This window comes from Enterobacter sp. 3U4, from assembly GCF_057224565.1.
This window is the reverse complement of record NZ_CP136665.1, coordinates 2262875-2278100: the sequence shown is the minus strand read 5'-3', so window position 1 is coordinate 2278100 and position 15226 is coordinate 2262875. Positions and strand designations below refer to the sequence as shown.

The window sequence follows — 15226 nt, the reverse complement described above, 5'->3', positions numbered from 1 at the left end:
CATTACGTCGCAGGTGTAACGGTGTTTTTGCAAAGGCAGTGCCAGTTTTGAAAATGGCAGTGTTATTAATGTGTTAATCAGAGGTTGATGGTTTGATTCGATTAAAAGTGGACTAACTGGTCAAAAACATTGCACAGAAAACAGGCATTCATGCGCGATCGGAGTGCAGGATGTCGTGGCGAGACGGGGGTTTTGCTATGCTGAGGGCAACGCAGAATAAGGAGAGCGGGAATGACACAAGGCGCAGTGAAAACACCAGGTAAACGTTCGCAGGCGGTGAGCGCCAAGAAGCAGGCGATCCTCAGCGCGGCGCTGGAGACCTTTTCGCAGTTTGGCATTCACGGCACGCGCCTGGAGCAGGTGGCGGAGCAGTCCGGGGTATCCAAAACCAATCTGCTCTACTACTACCCGTCGAAAGAGGCGCTCTATGTCGCGGTGATGCAGCAGATCCTCGATATCTGGCTGGCGCCGCTGAAGGCCTTCCGCGCAGAGCTGGCCCCGCTGGTGGCGATTAAGGAGTACATTCGCCTGAAGCTGGAGGTGTCGCGCGATTACCCGCAGGCTTCGCGACTGTTTTGTCTTGAGATGCTGCAGGGCGCGCCGCTGTTGCAGGCGGAGCTCACCGGAGATTTGAAACAGCTGGTAGACGATAAGTCGGCCATTATCGCCGGATGGGTAGCCAGCGGAAAACTGGCTCCGGTCGATCCGCATCATCTGATCTTTATGATTTGGGCCTCCACCCAGCATTACGCTGATTTTGCGGCCCAGGTCGAGGCGGTGACCGGAAAAACGCTCCAGGACGAAGCGTTTTTCCACAGCACCCTGGAAAACGTGCAGCGGATGATTATCGAAGGGATCCGCTTACGTTAGTTTGCCGGCGGGAGAGGGCAGCTTAAGTCGCCCTCTTCACACTGCATCAGCGAGGCCAGAAACGCTTCGCGCTCCACGGTTTTTTCCGCCAGGCACTGGTTAACAATCATTGGCTGAACGCTTCCGCCTTCCGTCCCCGAACCGATAAACGCGCAGTCCGCATCGCGCAGGTTAATCCACGCCTGCTGCGCTTTTTTCAGCAGATCGCGCTGAGGGGCCGCCGCACGCTTAACGGCAGCCTGATACGTCTGGTTGAGCTTTTTATCGGCAGCCTGGTACTGCTGCGCGCTACAGGTATTCAGTTCAAGCTGGGTGGTCGCTTTGTCGCACTCGTCGGCCAGCGCGCTGGCGCTCAGCAGCAGTGCTGCACCGGCGATAAGATATCGTTTCATATACTCCCCAAAAAAATAAGGCTCCGTCTCCGGAGCCTTATTAGCACAGCGTTAGCCGATTGTCATCAGGCTGGCGTTACCGCCTGCCGCCGCGGTATTGACGCTGAGCGAGCGTTCTACATACAGGCGTTCCAGCAGCAGGTTGGTTTCCCCGCGCGCGAAGCCCTGCACCGAAACAATTGCCCCGCTGCGGGCCGCCACCTGCTCGCAGAGCTCGCGCAGCTGGTCGGAATCACCGTGATAAATCACCGCATCAAACGGCTGCGTCAGCAGCGCATCGGCTTTCGCGAAGTGAATGCGGGACGAGACCGCCTTCGGCAGCTGTTTGCCGAGATCGCGATGCAGCGCATCTTCCGGCCACAGCACTTCACACCCGGTTGCCATCGCGGCGGCCAGCTGCACCAGCGCGTCCTGCTCGTTATCGGCCACGCACAGCACGCGCTCGCGCGGCATGAGCGTCCAGGTGTTGCGCTCGCCGGTTGGCCCCGGCAGCAGACGCTGGGTACCGGCCTGCGCCAGCTCGCCGTACTGCTGTGCGACGGCACGCAGTTCAGGACGTTTTTCCGCCCACGCAATCAGCGCCTCAAGCGGCTGCGTCAGCACGGCTTTCAGCTGCGCATCCACCGGATAGTCCGCATCCTGGCGTGCAAGGGTGACGCCCAGGGCGTTCTCCGGACGGTTCGCCAGCAGACGGTACAGGTAGAGCGGACCGCCCGCTTTCGGGCCGGTGCCGGAGAGACCTTCACCGCCGAACGGCTGCACGCCCACGACCGCGCCGACCATGTTGCGGTTAACGTACAGGTTGCCCACTTTGGCGCTGCCGGTTACCTGCGCGATGGTCTCGTCGATACGGGTATGCACACCGAGCGTCAGGCCATAGCCGGAGGCGTTGATCTGCTCAACCAGCTCGTTGAGGCTGTTGCGGTTGTAGCGCACCACGTGCAGAACCGGACCGAAGACCTCTTTTTTCAGCTCGTCGAAGCTTGCCAGCTCAATCAGCGTTGGCGGCACAAAGGTGCCGGTACGCCACTCGCGGGTATCTTCGCTGTTTTCACGCACCGCCTGGAACACCGGGCGGCCTTTCGCGCGCATGGTCTGAATGTGGTTTTCGATGTTGGCTTTGGCTTCCGCGTCGATCACCGGCCCGATGTCAGTGGTGAGACGGCCCGGGTTGCCCATGCGGCATTCGGCCATCGCGCCGCGCAGCATCTTCAGCGTGTGGTCCGCCACGTCGTCCTGCAGGCACAGCACGCGCAGGGCGGAGCAGCGCTGACCGGCGCTGTCGAAGGCGGAGGCCAGCACGTCGACCACCACCTGCTCGGTGAGGGCGGAGGAGTCAACGATCATGGCGTTCATGCCTCCGGTTTCCGCGATGAGCGGAGTAGGACGACCCTGCGCATCCAGACGGGTGGCAATGTTGCGCTGCAGCAGCGAGGCAACTTCGGTCGAGCCGGTAAACATCACGCCGCGCACGCGGTTATCGGAGGTCAATTTGGCGCCGACCGTTTCACCGCGGCCCGGCAGAAGCTGGACCACGCCCGCCGGAACGCCGGCTTCAAGAAGAATGTTGATGCCCTGCGCGGCAATCAGCGGAGTCTGCTCTGCCGGTTTTGCCAGCACGCTGTTGCCTGCGGCCAGGGCGGCGGCAATCTGGCCGGTGAAGATCGCCAGCGGGAAGTTCCACGGGCTGATGCAGACGACCGGGCCGAGCGGACGGTGGGTTTCGTTGTCGAAATCATCGCGCACCTGACCGGCGTAGTAGTGCAGGAAGTCGACGGCCTCGCGCACTTCGGCGATGGCGTTGCTGAAGGTTTTACCCGCTTCGCGCACCAGAATACCGATGAGCGACTGCATCTGGTCTTCCATCAGCACCGCGGCGCGTTCCAGAATGGCGGCGCGCTCCTGCGGCGGCGTGGCGAACCAGATAGGGGCGTTATTCACCGCGCTGTCCAGCGCCTGATCCACTTCCGCATCGGTGGCTTCACGCACGTAGCCGACGATATCTTTTGGCTCCGCCGGGTTGATGACCGGCTGCATGTCGCCGTCAGCAGCGGGCTGCTCCAGCATCGGTTTGGCCTGCCACTTCTGCAATGCGCTGTTGAGCAGGGCAGAGGAGAGGGACGCCAGACGATGTTCGTTGGCGAGATCCAGGCCCGCCGAGTTGACGCGGCCTTTGCCGTAAAGCTCGCGCGGCAGGGCAATTTTCGGATGCGGCAGGCCAATCTGGCCTTCCTGCGCCGCCATCTTCTCTACGGCCTGCACCGGATCGGCAACCAGCTCGTCGAGCGGCAGCGTGGTGTCGGCGATGCGGTTAACGAAGGAGGTGTTCGCGCCGTTTTCCAGCAGGCGACGCACCAGGTACGCCAGCAGGGTTTCGTGGGTGCCTACCGGGGCATAAATTCGGCACGGACGGTTCAGCTTGCCGTCCGCCACTTTACCGGTGACCTGCTCGTACAGCGGTTCACCCATGCCGTGCAGGCACTGGAATTCGTACTGGCCCGGGTAGTAGTTCTGCCCGGCCAGGCTGTAAATTGCCGCCAGGGTGTGGGCGTTGTGGGTGGCGAACTGCGGATAGATGAGGTTCGGCACGCCGAGCAGCTTTTTCGAGCAGGCGAGGTAAGATACGTCGGTGTAGACCTTGCGGGTATAGACCGGATAGCCTTCCAGCCCTTCCATCTGGGCGCGTTTGATTTCGCTGTCCCAGTAGGCGCCTTTCACCAGACGGATCATCAGACGGCGGCGGCTGCGGCTGGCCAGGTCAATCAGGTAATCAATGACGAACGGGCAGCGCTTCTGGTAGGCCTGGATAACGAAGCCAATGCCGTTCCAGCCTGCCAGCTCCGGCTCGAAGCACAGTTTTTCCAGCAGGTCGAGGGAGATCTCCAGACGGTCGGCCTCTTCGGCGTCGATGTTGATGCCGATGTCATACTGGCGCGCCAGCAGGGTCAGGGACTTCAGGCGCGGGTAGAGCTCTTCCATCACACGGTCGTACTGCGCGCGGCTGTAGCGCGGGTGCAGGGCGGAGAGCTTAATCGAGATGCCAGGGCCTTCATAAATACCGCGACCGTTGGATGCCTTACCGATGGCGTGGATCGCCTGCTGGTAAGAAACCATGTAGGCCTGCGCGTCGGCGGCGGTCAGGGCCGCTTCGCCGAGCATGTCGTATGAATAGCGGAAACCTTTATCCTCCAGCTTGCGGGCGTTCGCCAGCGCTTCGGCAATGGTTTCCCCGGTGACGAACTGCTCGCCCATCAGGCGCATCGCCATATCCACGCCTTTGCGGATCAGCGGCTCGCCGCTCTTGCCGATGATGCGGTTCAGGGAGCGGGAGAGGTTGGCTTCGTTATGGGTGGAGACCAGCTTGCCGGTAAACAGCAGGCCCCAGGTCGCGGCGTTTACGAACAGCGACGGGCTGCGGCCAATGTGGGAATGCCAGTTACCGTTGCTGATCTTGTCGCGGATCAGCGCGTCGCGGGTGGCTTTATCCGGAATACGCAGCAGCGCTTCCGCCAGGCACATCAGCGCCACGCCTTCCTGTGAGGAAAGGGAGAACTCCTGAAGCAGGCCCTGAACCATCCCGGCGCGGCCGGTGGCGGTCTTCTGGTTACGCAGTTTGTCAGCCAGCTGGTACGCCAGGCTGTGCGCCTGCGCGGCAATGGCTTCCGGCAGGCGAGCCTGCTCCAGCAGCATCGGTACGGCGTCGGTTTCGGCGCGACGGTACGCGCCGGTAATGGCGGCGCGGCTGACGGACTGCGGCAGGATCTGCTCGGCAAATTCGAGGAACGGCTGATGGCTCTCGTCGCCAGCGGCCGGCGCTTCTTCGCTTTCATTGGCGGCACCGGCGAGCAGGGCAGGCAGCTCCGGCAGGCCCTCGTCGCTCTCGAGTCTTTCGAGATAGTTAAAAATCGCCTGCTTAATTAACCAGTGCGGCGTGCGGTCAATGCGGGTTGCTGCGGTCTTAATCCGTTCGCGGGTCGCGTCATCCAGCTTAACCCCCATGGTGGTCATACCCATGCCAAAGCTCCTGTTGTGCTTTCATCGTGTTTGGTCGTTAGCGTGAAATATCCACCATGTTGCAACTTTGTGCAACCGTGTTAAATGTGACCTGGTTTGCAACCCGGGAAATGAATGAATTGTTAACGGATAGTTAGCTGGAAAAACGTGCTGCCTTTGTCCCGGGAAGCCTGTTTTTATGCGGGAGTTAACACTTTTAAAAGGTGCAACCCGTAAAAGCGTGAGCGAGTGCAACCTATAGGAAACTCGTATCAAACCGGGGATGAAATTGATGTAAATGCAGTGTTAAATCGTTTGTCAGCGGAGGGCGCATACGGCAGGATAGCGCGCCTCACCGAAACACAATATACCGTCACCTCGTTCCGGTGATCATATAACAAGGCAACCCGGACGGTTGTCGCTCGACACTTTTGGAGAATTTGAATGGCAATTAGCACACCGATGCTGGTGACATTTCTCGTTTATATTTTTGGCATGATCCTGATAGGGTTTTTGGCGTGGCGTTCAACGAAAAACTTTGACGACTACATCCTGGGCGGACGCAGTTTAGGCCCGATGGTGACCGCACTCTCTGCGGGCGCATCGGACATGAGCGGCTGGCTGCTGATGGGTCTGCCGGGTGCGATTTTTATCTCTGGTATTTCGGAAAGCTGGATTGCCATCGGTCTGACCGTGGGCGCATGGATCAACTGGAAGCTGGTGGCAGGCCGTTTGCGCGTGCACACCGAGGCCAACAATAATGCCCTGACGCTGCCGGACTACTTCACCGGACGCTTTGAGGATAACAGCCGCGTGCTGCGTATTATCTCGGCGGTGGTGATTCTGGTGTTCTTCACCATCTACTGTGCCTCCGGCATCGTGGCCGGTGCGCGTCTGTTCGAAAGCACCTTCGGCATGAGCTACGAAACCGCCCTGTGGGCCGGTGCGGCGGCAACCATTCTGTATACCTTCGTGGGCGGTTTCCTGGCCGTCAGCTGGACAGACACCGTGCAGGCGAGCCTGATGATCTTCGCGCTGATCCTGACCCCGGTGATTGTGATTTTCACCGTTGGCGGCTTTGGCGACTCGCTGGAAGTGATCAAGCAGAAGAGCATCGAAAACGTCGACATGCTGAAAGGGCTGAACTTTGTCGCCATCGTCTCCCTGATGGGCTGGGGTCTGGGCTACTTCGGTCAGCCGCACATTCTGGCGCGCTTTATGGCCGCGGATTCTCACCACACCATCGTCCATGCGCGTCGCATCAGTATGACGTGGATGATTCTGTGCCTGGCGGGCGCGTGTGCGGTCGGCTTCTTCGGGATCGCCTACTTCAGCAATAACCCGGCGCAGGCGGGCGCGGTGAACCAGAACGCCGAACGCGTGTTTATAGAGCTGGCGCAGATTCTGTTTAACCCGTGGATTGCCGGTATTCTGCTCTCCGCTATCCTGGCCGCAGTGATGTCCACCCTGAGCTGCCAGCTGCTGGTCTGCTCCAGTGCGATCACCGAAGACCTCTACAAAGCATTCCTGCGCAAGGGCGCGAGCCAGAAAGAGCTGGTATGGGTAGGGCGCTTTATGGTGCTGCTGGTGGCGCTGATTGCCATCGCGCTGGCGGCCAACCCGGAAAACCGCGTGCTGGGTCTTGTGAGCTACGCGTGGGCGGGCTTCGGTGCGGCATTTGGTCCGGTAGTTCTGTTCTCCGTCATGTGGTCACGTATGACCCGTAACGGCGCGCTGGCGGGAATGATTATCGGTGCGCTGACCGTTATCGTCTGGAAACAGTTCGCGTGGCTGGGCCTGTACGAAATCATCCCGGGCTTCATCTTCGGCAGCATCGGTATCGTGGTCTTCAGCCTGCTGGGTAAAGCGCCGTCTGCCTCCATGCAGAAACGCTTTGCTGAAGCCGACGCGCATTACCACTCCGCACCGCCGTCTAAGCTGCAGCCGGAATAATTCTCCCCTCACCCTAACCCTCTCCCCAAAGGGGAGAGGGAATAAACCTCTCTTGCTAAATTCTGCAATTTACGTTGATATCGCTGTGCTTATAACAATGAGGATAGCGAAGCATGACAATCAAAACAGGGTTAATGGCGGCGGCATTATTGATGCTGGCGGGCTGCAACGCGCCATCGCAACACGCGGCGGTAGAGACCTGCAAAGCGGATAACCAGATGCAGCAAACCACGCTCTATTTCGGCTTAAACCGTCCTGCCGGGGCGCAGATTACCAGCAACGAGTGGCAGCAGTTTGTTGACCAGGACGTGACCCCGCGTTTTCGCGATGGCCTTACGGTATTTGATGCGCGCGGGCAGTGGCTGGGGAACGACGGAAAAGTGGCGCGTGAACCGAGCAAGGCGTTGATGCTTATCCACGGTAAAGATGCGCAGAGCGAGAAGAACATCGAAGCGTTACGCGGGATTTATAAGTCACGCTTCGCGCAGGAGTCGGTGATGCGTGTCGATCAGCCGGTGTGCGTGCAGTTTTAATGAAAACGGCGGGAATTCCCGCCGTTGTTGTTTTGTAGGCCGGGATCGCTGCGCGCCACCCGGCATTGCATCAGAGCACCAACCCTGCAAAGCTCGCCGACAGCAAACTCACCAGCGTCGCGCCGTACACCAGACGCAGCCCGAAACGCGATACCACGTTACCTTGCTGTTCGTTCAGGCCCTTAATCGCCCCGGCCACGATGCCAATGGAGGCGAAGTTAGCGAACGAGACGAGGAAGACGGATAAAATCCCCAGGCCGCGCGGGGACATCTGGTGCGCTATTTTTTGCAGCTCAATCATCGCCACAAATTCATTCGCCACCAGCTTGGTCGCCATAATACTGCCCGCGTGTAAGGCATCGCTCAGCGGAATACCCACCAGCCACGCCAGGGGATAAAATACATAGCCCAGGATCTGCTGGAAGCTCATGCCAAATACGCTGGAGAAGAGGGCGTTAACGGCGCTAATAAGCGCGATAAAGCCAATCAGCATCGCCAGAATAATCATCGCCACTTTAAAACCGGCCAGAATATACTCGCCGAGCATCTCGAAGAAGCTCTGCGATTCATGCAGTTTTTCAAGCTTGATATCCGGCTCCGCTTCCGGGCGCGCCGGGTTGATGACGGAGAGAATAATAAAGGTGCTGAACATGTTCAGAATCAGCGCCGCGACGACAAACTTAGCATCGAGCATGGTCATATACGCCCCGACAATCGACAGGGAGACCGTCGACATGGCCGTAGCCGCCATGGTGAACAGACGACGCGAGGAGAGATCGCCCAGCACGCCTTTGTAGGCAATGAAGTTTTCCGACTGGCCGAGGATCAGCGAGCTCACCGCGTTAAAGGATTCCAGCTTGCCCATACCGTTCAGTTTTGACAGCAGTGTACCGATGACGCGAATAAAAATCGGCAGGATCCGCCAGTGCTGAAGAATACCAATCAGCGCGGAAATAAAAATAATCGGACAAAGTACGCCGAGGAAAATGAACGCCAGCCCTTTTTCTCCCATGCCGCCAAAGACGAAATTGGTGCCTTCGCCGGCAAATTTGAGCAGTGACTCAAAAAATCCCGAGACGTATTTAATCAGGAATAACCCGCTTTCGGCGTGCAGGAAAAAGAACGCCAGGGCAATTTCAATAACAATCAGCTGTAAAACAAAACGAATGCGAATTTTTCGGCGGTCGAAACTTACCAGCCAGGCAAGCGCGAGAATAATGACCAGCGCCAGCAGGAAATGGACAATTTTAAACATAATTTATTTTCACCAGGTGTTTGAGGCGGATATTTAGCCACAGCCCCGAATCAGCGTAAATGGGCATTTTCGTTATAACTTATAAACTTGAACGTTACGTGTGTAACTATTATCAGGCTTTGCGTTTACAACTCGTCATCAAAACACCGCACATTTCGCTTGTGTTTCTTTCTGCCGTAATGATAATCACTATCACAAGAATTTACTTTTCTTTGCATCAGTTGACCGCGATAAACATTTAAGGTGTCGGCATGTTTGTTCCATTTCTCATTATGTTACGTGAAGGGCTCGAAGCCGCCCTTATCGTGAGCCTCATCGCCAGTTATCTGAAGCGAACCCAGCGCGGACGCTGGATTGGCGTCATGTGGATCGGGGTATTCCTTGCCGCGGCGCTCTGCCTGGGCTTAGGTGTCCTCATCAACGAAACCACCGGCGAGTTCCCGCAGAAAGAGCAGGAGCTGTTTGAAGGTATCGTCGCCGTGATTGCGGTGGTGATCCTCACCTGGATGGTGTTCTGGATGCGTAAAGTCTCCCGTAACGTGAAGGTGCAGCTGGAGCAGGCGGTGGATAACGCGCTGCAAAAGGGCAATAACCACGGCTGGGCGCTCATTATGATGGTCTTTTTCGCCGTCGCGCGTGAAGGCCTGGAGTCTGTTTTCTTCCTGCTGGCGGCATTTCAGCAGGATGTGGGGATCTGGCCGCCGCTGGGGGCCATGCTTGGCCTCGCCACGGCCGTGGTGCTCGGTTTCCTGCTCTACTGGGGCGGTATCCGCCTGAACCTGGGCGCGTTCTTCAAGTGGACCAGCCTGTTTATTCTGCTGGTGGCGGCAGGGCTGGCGGCAGGGGCGATTCGCGCCTTCCATGAAGCGGGCCTGTGGAACCACTTCCAGGACGTGGCGTTCGACCTCAGCAACGTTCTCTCCACCCATTCTCTGACCGGCACCCTGCTTGAAGGTATCTTCGGCTATCAGGAAACGCCGAGCGTCAGCGAAGTGGCGATGTACTTTATCTATCTGGTTCCGGCGCTGGTGCTGTTCGCAATGCCGCCGCGTACCGGCACGCAGGCGTCGCGCGTTGCGCCGTAATCTTTGATTTAGTTACAACATACTTATAAAGGGAAGAGTCATGGCAATTCAGTTCCGTCGTAGTGCGTTATGCGCAGGCATTGCCGCGCTGTTCGCTTCTGCATTTTCCGCCTGGGGCGCGGATGTTCCACAGGTTAAAGTCACCGTCAACGACAAGCAGTGTGAGCCGATGACCCTCACGGTGAACAGCGGCAAAACCCAGTTCATTATTCAGAACCACAGCCAGAAGGCGCTGGAGTGGGAGATCCTGAAAGGCGTTCTGGTGGTGGAGGAGCGTGAAAATATCGCTCCTGGCTTCAGCCAGAAGATGACCGCCAACCTGCAGCCGGGCGAGTATGAGATGACCTGCGGCCTGCTGACCAATCCTAAAGGCAAGCTTATCGTCAAAGGTGAAGCGACGGCCGATGCGGCGAAAGGCGCTGCGGTGCTGAGCCTGGGTGACGCGATTACCGCGTATAAAGCCTATGTCACGAAAGAGACGGCGGACCTTGCGACGGCAACCAAAGCCTTTACCGATGCGGTGAAGGCCGGTGACATCGAAAAAGCGAAATCCCTCTATGCGCCAACCCGTCAGCACTACGAGCGCATCGAGCCGATCGCCGAGCTGTTCTCTGACCTTGATGGCAGCATTGACGCCCGTGAAGATGATTTCGAGCAGAAAGCGGCCGATCCGAAATTCACCGGTTTCCACCGTCTGGAGAAAGCCCTGTTCGGCGATAATTCTGCCAAAGGGATGGAGAAGTATGCCGACCAGCTGAACAGCGACGTGCTGGAGCTGCAAAAACGCATCAGCGAGCTGGCCTTCCCGCCGTCAAAAGTAGTGGGCGGTGCGGCCGGTCTGATTGAAGAAGTGGCCGCGAGCAAAATCAGCGGCGAAGAAGATCGCTACAGCCATACCGACCTGTGGGACTTCCAGGCCAACGTCGACGGCGCGCAGAAAATTGTTAACCTGCTGCGTCCTCAGCTGCAGAAAGATAACGGCGAACTGCTGGCCAAGGTGGATGCCAACTTCAAAAAAGTCGACACCATCCTGGCGAAATACCGCACCAAAGACGGATTTGAGACCTACGACAAGCTGACCGATGCCGACCGCAACGCGCTGAAAGGCCCGATTACCGCCCTGGCGGAAGATCTCTCCCTGCTGCGTGGCGTACTGGGTCTGGACTAAGCACGATGAATAAGCATAACGAGAGCGACGTGGTTGAGCCTTCCCGTCGTCGGTTGTTAAAAGGGGTAGGGGCGCTGGGGGGCGCCCTTGCGCTGGCCGGCGGCTGTCCTGTAGCGCACGCGGCGAAACCGCAAAGCGCGCCCGGCACGCTGTCACCTAATGCCCGCATGGAGACGCAGCCGTTTTATGGCGAGCACCAGGCCGGTATCCTGACGCCGCAGCAGGCGTCGATGATGCTGGTGGCCTTTGATTCGCTGGCCAGCGATAAAGCCGATCTGGAACGCCTGTTCCGCCTGCTGACGACGCGCATCGCGTTTCTCACCGCGGGCGGACCGGCGCCCAATACGCCGAACCCGCGTCTGCCGCCGATGGACTCCGGCATTCTGGGGCCGTTTATCGCCCCGGATAACCTGACCATTACCGTTTCGCTGGGAGAGTCGCTGTTTGACGCGCGCTATGGGCTGGCAAAACAGAAGCCGAAAGCGCTGCAAAAAATGACCCGTTTCCCGAATGATTCCCTGGATGCCGCCCTTTGTCACGGCGACCTGCTCCTGCAGATCTGCGCCAATACCCAGGACACGGTGATCCACGCCCTGCGCGACATCATCAAGCACACGCCGGATCTGCTGAGCGTGCGCTGGAAGCGGGAAGGGTTTATCTCGGACCACGCCGCCCGCAGCAAAGGGAAAGAGACCCCGGTGAACCTGCTGGGCTTTAAGGACGGCACGGCCAACCCGGACAGCCACGATGGCGCGCTCATGAAGGAGGTGGTGTGGGTCACTGCGGACCAGAATGAACCGACATGGGCGGTCGGGGGAAGCTATCAGGCGGTGCGGATTATTCAGTTCCACGTGGAGTTCTGGGACCGCACGCCGCTCAAAGAGCAGCAGACGATCTTCGGTCGTGATAAGCAAAGCGGGGCACCGCTCGGTATGAAGAACGAGCATGACGTGCCCGACTACGCCCGCGATCCGAATGGCGACGTGATTGCGCTGGACAGCCATATTCGTCTGGCCAATCCGCGCACCAAAGAGACGCAGTCGAGCCTGATGATGCGTCGGGGATACAGCTACTCGCTGGGCGTCACCAATTCCGGTCAGCTCGATATGGGGCTGCTGTTCGTCTGCTATCAGCACGATCTGGAAAAGGGCTTCCTCACCGTGCAGAAGCGGCTCAACGGCGAAGCGCTGGAAGAGTACATTAAACCCATCGGCGGCGGCTATTTCTTTGCCCTGCCGGGCGTGCGCGACAGCAACGCGTATCTTGCTCAAGGTCTTATTGAGGCCTGATAATTGTCCCTGCGACGATTCGCAGGGGCATTATTTTTTCATATGACTATCTTACTGTTATATTTCTGTAATATTTCTATATGAGACTGATTTCAACTGTAGGGACAGTCTTAAAAGTTGCATTCAGGTAAAATAAATGTTGCATTTATGATAACTCCTGATGTACTTAAGATAAGACAGCGGTAGTTCCCGGCAGTGATGCTGAATCACTATGGAGATCGCGAATGGTTGCGTCCTGTACTGGACAAGGTAAACATAACAACCGCAGCACCCGGCGCGGAGGCTCAGACTCCGGCAGCGATTTCCTCACCACTAAATTTTCCCCCCTCCCTCAAGAATCTGATTCGACCGACGTGCAGAACAGTGCGCGTAGCTGTTCCGTATCGTCATCCGATAGTGCAAGCAATGGCTTACAAGGAAGCCAACCCTCTGATGTTCGTGCGCATAATCGTGCCGACGCTGGCGCGTGTGATGAATACCAACAACTCAAGGTGCTATCCATGGGAAGACAAAAAGCAGTGATCAAAGCTCGTCGCGAAGCAAAACGTGTGCTGAGACGGGATTCACGTAGCCATAAACAGCGTGAAGAAGAATCGGTCACCTCGCTTGTGCAGATGAGTGGCGTAGAAGCAATTGGCATGGCCCGTGACAGCCGTGATAATTCTCCAATTGTGGCGCGCAATGAGGCTCAGGCGCACTACCTGAATGCTATCGAGAGTAAACAGCTCATCTTTGCAACCGGTGAAGCCGGATGCGGGAAAACCTGGATTAGTGCAGCCAAAGCGGCGGAAGCGCTGATCCATAAGGACGTGGAGAGAATCATTGTTACCCGTCCGGTACTGCAGGCCGATGAAGATCTCGGCTTCTTGCCCGGTGATATTTCGGAGAAGTTTGCCCCGTACTTCAGGCCCGTCTATGACGTGCTGGTGAAGCGGCTGGGTGCATCCTTTATGCAGTACTGCCTGCGGCCAGAGATTGGCAAGGTGGAAATCGCGCCGTTCGCCTATATGCGCGGACGTACATTTGAAAATGCGGTCGTCATTCTTGACGAGGCTCAGAACGTGACCGCTGCGCAAATGAAGATGTTTTTAACGCGCCTCGGGGAGAACGTGACGGTTATCGTTAACGGCGATATTACCCAGTGTGACCTGCCATCCGGCGTGAAATCCGGACTGAGCGACGCCATGTCACGTTTTGAGGAAGATGAGATGATTGGGGTGGTACGCTTCACCAAAGATGACTGCGTGCGCTCGGCGCTCTGCCAGCGCACGCTACAAGCGTATTACTGAGTTTGCTGTTGCGTTCAAGGCCCGGGAAACCGGGCTTTGTTTTTTGTGCATTTTATTCCCTCTCCCTTGGGGAGAGGGTTAGGGTGAGGGGCTCAGGCCGCATCGAGTTGCATATAGCACCGGGGGGATTGACTCGCTTCGCTCGCCCTGCGGGCAGCCTGTTCGCTTCGCTCTAAGTCTGTCCAACTGGCTGTCGCCAGTTGTCGAACCCCGGTCGGGGATTCTCATCCCCCCAGAGGTGTGCAACATGCAAAAAAAGCCCGCATTTTCATGCGAGCTCTTCTTTAAATATAGCGGTGAGGGGGGATTGACTCGCTTCGCTCGCCCTGCGGGCAGCCTGTTCGCTTCGCTCTCAGTCTGTCCAACTGGCTGTCGCCAGTTGTCGAACCCCAGTCGGGGATTCTCATCCCCCCAGAGGTGTGCAACATGCAAAAAAAAGCCCGCATTTTCATGCGAGCTCTTCTTTAAATATGGCGGTGAGGGGGGGATTCGAACCCCCGATACGTTGCCGTATACACACTTTCCAGGCGTGCTCCTTCAGCCACTCGGACACCTCACCATATTGTTTTGCTGCCTGACCGCTTGGGGGGCAACGGGGTGCTACTATAGGGAGTTGCGCTGACACGGTCAAGCAGATTTTCAGCTTTAGTGCCTGTTCGGTTAAGCAATAATCAGCTCCACGGTTTTTACGCCGCGGAGCTGGGGATTAACGCTGTGAATCGAGCACTTCGCTGTTTTTAACCACTTCCTGTGCTTTGCTATAGCTTTCGATCAGCAGCTGGTATGCCGGGAAGATATGGGTGTACACCTCCGCCCACTCCGCCGCATCTTCACGGTTCCATGTACGTTGGATCTCAGAGGCCACCGCCGCCGTATCCATCGGTACCACGCCCGCCTGTACAACGCGCGCCAGCGTGATCTCCTGCGCCATTTTGCTGTAGGTGCCGGAGGCATCGATCACCGCAAACACTTTATACCCGTCCGCCACCGCGCTGATGGACGGGAAGGCCATGCAGACGCTGGTAATGGTGCCCGCGATAATCAACGTCTTGCGCCCGGTGGCTTTTACCGCCGCCACGAACTCAGGGTTATCCCAGGCGTTGATTTCGCCTTTACGGGCAACATATTGCGCATGCGGCGCGTTGGCGTGGATCTCAGGAATAAGCGGTCCGTTTGGTCCCTGCGGGACGGACGCGGTGGTGATCACCGGGATCTTCGCAAGCGTTGCGATTTTTGCCAGCGCTGCCGCACGGGCACGCAGTTCCGGCATGGGCATATCCCCAACGGTCTGGAACAGACCGCTCTGGTGATCGATAAGCAACATCACCGCATCGTTTACATCGATGGCCGGACGGGTGCCGTTAAAATTCGCAGGTGTAGACATCTTCCTCTCCTTTAT

11 protein-coding genes and 1 tRNA gene are annotated in these 15226 nt (G+C 57.7%); 7 read left to right on the top strand and 5 right to left on the bottom strand.

Annotated elements, in window-relative coordinates; genetic code table 11:
* The first annotated feature begins 231 nt into the window (after positions 1 to 231).
* Positions 232 to 870, top strand: coding sequence for an HTH-type transcriptional regulator RutR (gene rutR, locus RVY89_RS10920; RefSeq protein ID WP_023311087.1), 639 nt, complete (start codon positions 232 to 234; stop codon positions 868 to 870).
* On the opposite strand, the gene RVY89_RS10915 is transcribed toward rutR, so the two are convergent.
* Positions 867 to 1262 (bottom strand): lysozyme inhibitor LprI family protein, encoded by a 396-nt coding sequence (locus RVY89_RS10915; RefSeq protein ID WP_484827820.1) that lies wholly within the window; start codon positions 1260 to 1262, stop codon positions 867 to 869. The two genes, rutR and RVY89_RS10915, sit on opposite strands and share 4 nt — an antisense overlap.
* Positions 1263 to 1313: 51 nt before the next feature.
* A complete protein-coding gene (gene putA, locus RVY89_RS10910; protein ID WP_484827819.1) occupies positions 1314 to 5276 on the bottom strand; it encodes a trifunctional transcriptional regulator/proline dehydrogenase/L-glutamate gamma-semialdehyde dehydrogenase in 3963 nt (1320 codons plus the stop codon).
* Positions 5277 to 5699: 423 nt separating this feature from the next.
* On the opposite strand from putA, the gene putP reads away from it, so the two are divergent.
* Complete coding sequence (gene putP / locus RVY89_RS10905; protein WP_061715561.1) at positions 5700 to 7208, top strand: sodium/proline symporter PutP; 1509 nt, start codon at positions 5700 to 5702, stop codon at positions 7206 to 7208.
* Positions 7209 to 7321: 113 nt separating this feature from the next.
* Entirely contained in the window at positions 7322 to 7741 is a 420-nt protein-coding gene (locus RVY89_RS10900; protein ID WP_032648964.1) for a DUF3574 domain-containing protein, read from the top strand.
* Positions 7742 to 7811: 70 nt separating this feature from the next.
* Here RVY89_RS10900 and RVY89_RS10895 read toward each other — a convergent pair whose 3' ends face one another.
* Positions 7812 to 8996: a NupC/NupG family nucleoside CNT transporter gene (locus RVY89_RS10895; RefSeq protein WP_484827818.1), complete on the bottom strand. Its 1185-nt coding sequence runs from the start codon at positions 8994 to 8996 to the stop codon at positions 7812 to 7814.
* Positions 8997 to 9247: 251 nt separating this feature from the next.
* On the opposite strand from RVY89_RS10895, the gene efeU reads away from it, so the two are divergent.
* The 4 genes from efeU (at position 9248) to phoH (ending at position 13827) form a co-directional block, all read left to right on the top strand.
* The gene (gene efeU, locus RVY89_RS10890) at positions 9248 to 10081 is read left to right on the top strand and encodes an iron uptake transporter permease EfeU (RefSeq protein WP_045908301.1); all 834 of its coding nucleotides are present in this window, start codon (positions 9248 to 9250) and stop codon (positions 10079 to 10081) included.
* Positions 10082 to 10121: 40 nt separating this feature from the next.
* Positions 10122 to 11249 (top strand): iron uptake system protein EfeO, encoded by a 1128-nt coding sequence (efeO, locus tag RVY89_RS10885; protein ID WP_484827817.1) that lies wholly within the window; start codon positions 10122 to 10124, stop codon positions 11247 to 11249.
* Positions 11250 to 11254: 5 nt separating this feature from the next.
* Entirely contained in the window at positions 11255 to 12538 is a 1284-nt protein-coding gene (gene efeB / locus RVY89_RS10880; RefSeq protein WP_484827816.1) for an iron uptake transporter deferrochelatase/peroxidase subunit, read from the top strand.
* Between the two features lie 500 nt (positions 12539 to 13038).
* A complete protein-coding gene (phoH, locus tag RVY89_RS10875; protein ID WP_008503509.1) occupies positions 13039 to 13827 on the top strand; it encodes a phosphate starvation-inducible protein PhoH in 789 nt (262 codons plus the stop codon).
* A gap of 471 nt (positions 13828 to 14298) precedes the next feature.
* On the opposite strand, the gene RVY89_RS10870 is transcribed toward phoH, so the two are convergent.
* Together RVY89_RS10870 and RVY89_RS10865 are read right to left on the bottom strand one after the other, a co-directional pair.
* A tRNA-Ser gene (locus RVY89_RS10870) sits at positions 14299 to 14386 on the bottom strand.
* Positions 14387 to 14533: 147 nt separating this feature from the next.
* The gene (locus RVY89_RS10865; RefSeq protein WP_048027360.1) at positions 14534 to 15211 is read right to left on the bottom strand and encodes an isochorismatase family protein; all 678 of its coding nucleotides are present in this window, start codon (positions 15209 to 15211) and stop codon (positions 14534 to 14536) included.
* Between the last annotated feature and the right edge of the window lie 15 nt (positions 15212 to 15226).

Coding starts and splice junctions, on each gene's coding strand:
- putP (WP_061715561.1), top strand. CDS start 5,700: ATGGCAATTAGCACACCGATGCTGGTGACATTTCTCGTTTATATTTTT.
- putA (WP_484827819.1), bottom strand. CDS start 5,276: ATGGGTATGACCACCATGGGGGTTAAGCTGGATGACGCGACCCGCGAA.
- RVY89_RS10895 (WP_484827818.1), bottom strand. CDS start 8,996: ATGTTTAAAATTGTCCATTTCCTGCTGGCGCTGGTCATTATTCTCGCG.
- RVY89_RS10915 (WP_484827820.1), bottom strand. CDS start 1,262: ATGAAACGATATCTTATCGCCGGTGCAGCACTGCTGCTGAGCGCCAGC.
- phoH (WP_008503509.1), top strand. CDS start 13,039: ATGGGAAGACAAAAAGCAGTGATCAAAGCTCGTCGCGAAGCAAAACGT.
- efeU (WP_045908301.1), top strand. CDS start 9,248: ATGTTTGTTCCATTTCTCATTATGTTACGTGAAGGGCTCGAAGCCGCC.
- rutR (WP_023311087.1), top strand. CDS start 232: ATGACACAAGGCGCAGTGAAAACACCAGGTAAACGTTCGCAGGCGGTG.
- RVY89_RS10900 (WP_032648964.1), top strand. CDS start 7,322: ATGACAATCAAAACAGGGTTAATGGCGGCGGCATTATTGATGCTGGCG.
- efeO (WP_484827817.1), top strand. CDS start 10,122: ATGGCAATTCAGTTCCGTCGTAGTGCGTTATGCGCAGGCATTGCCGCG.
- RVY89_RS10865 (WP_048027360.1), bottom strand. CDS start 15,211: ATGTCTACACCTGCGAATTTTAACGGCACCCGTCCGGCCATCGATGTA.
- efeB (WP_484827816.1), top strand. CDS start 11,255: ATGAATAAGCATAACGAGAGCGACGTGGTTGAGCCTTCCCGTCGTCGG.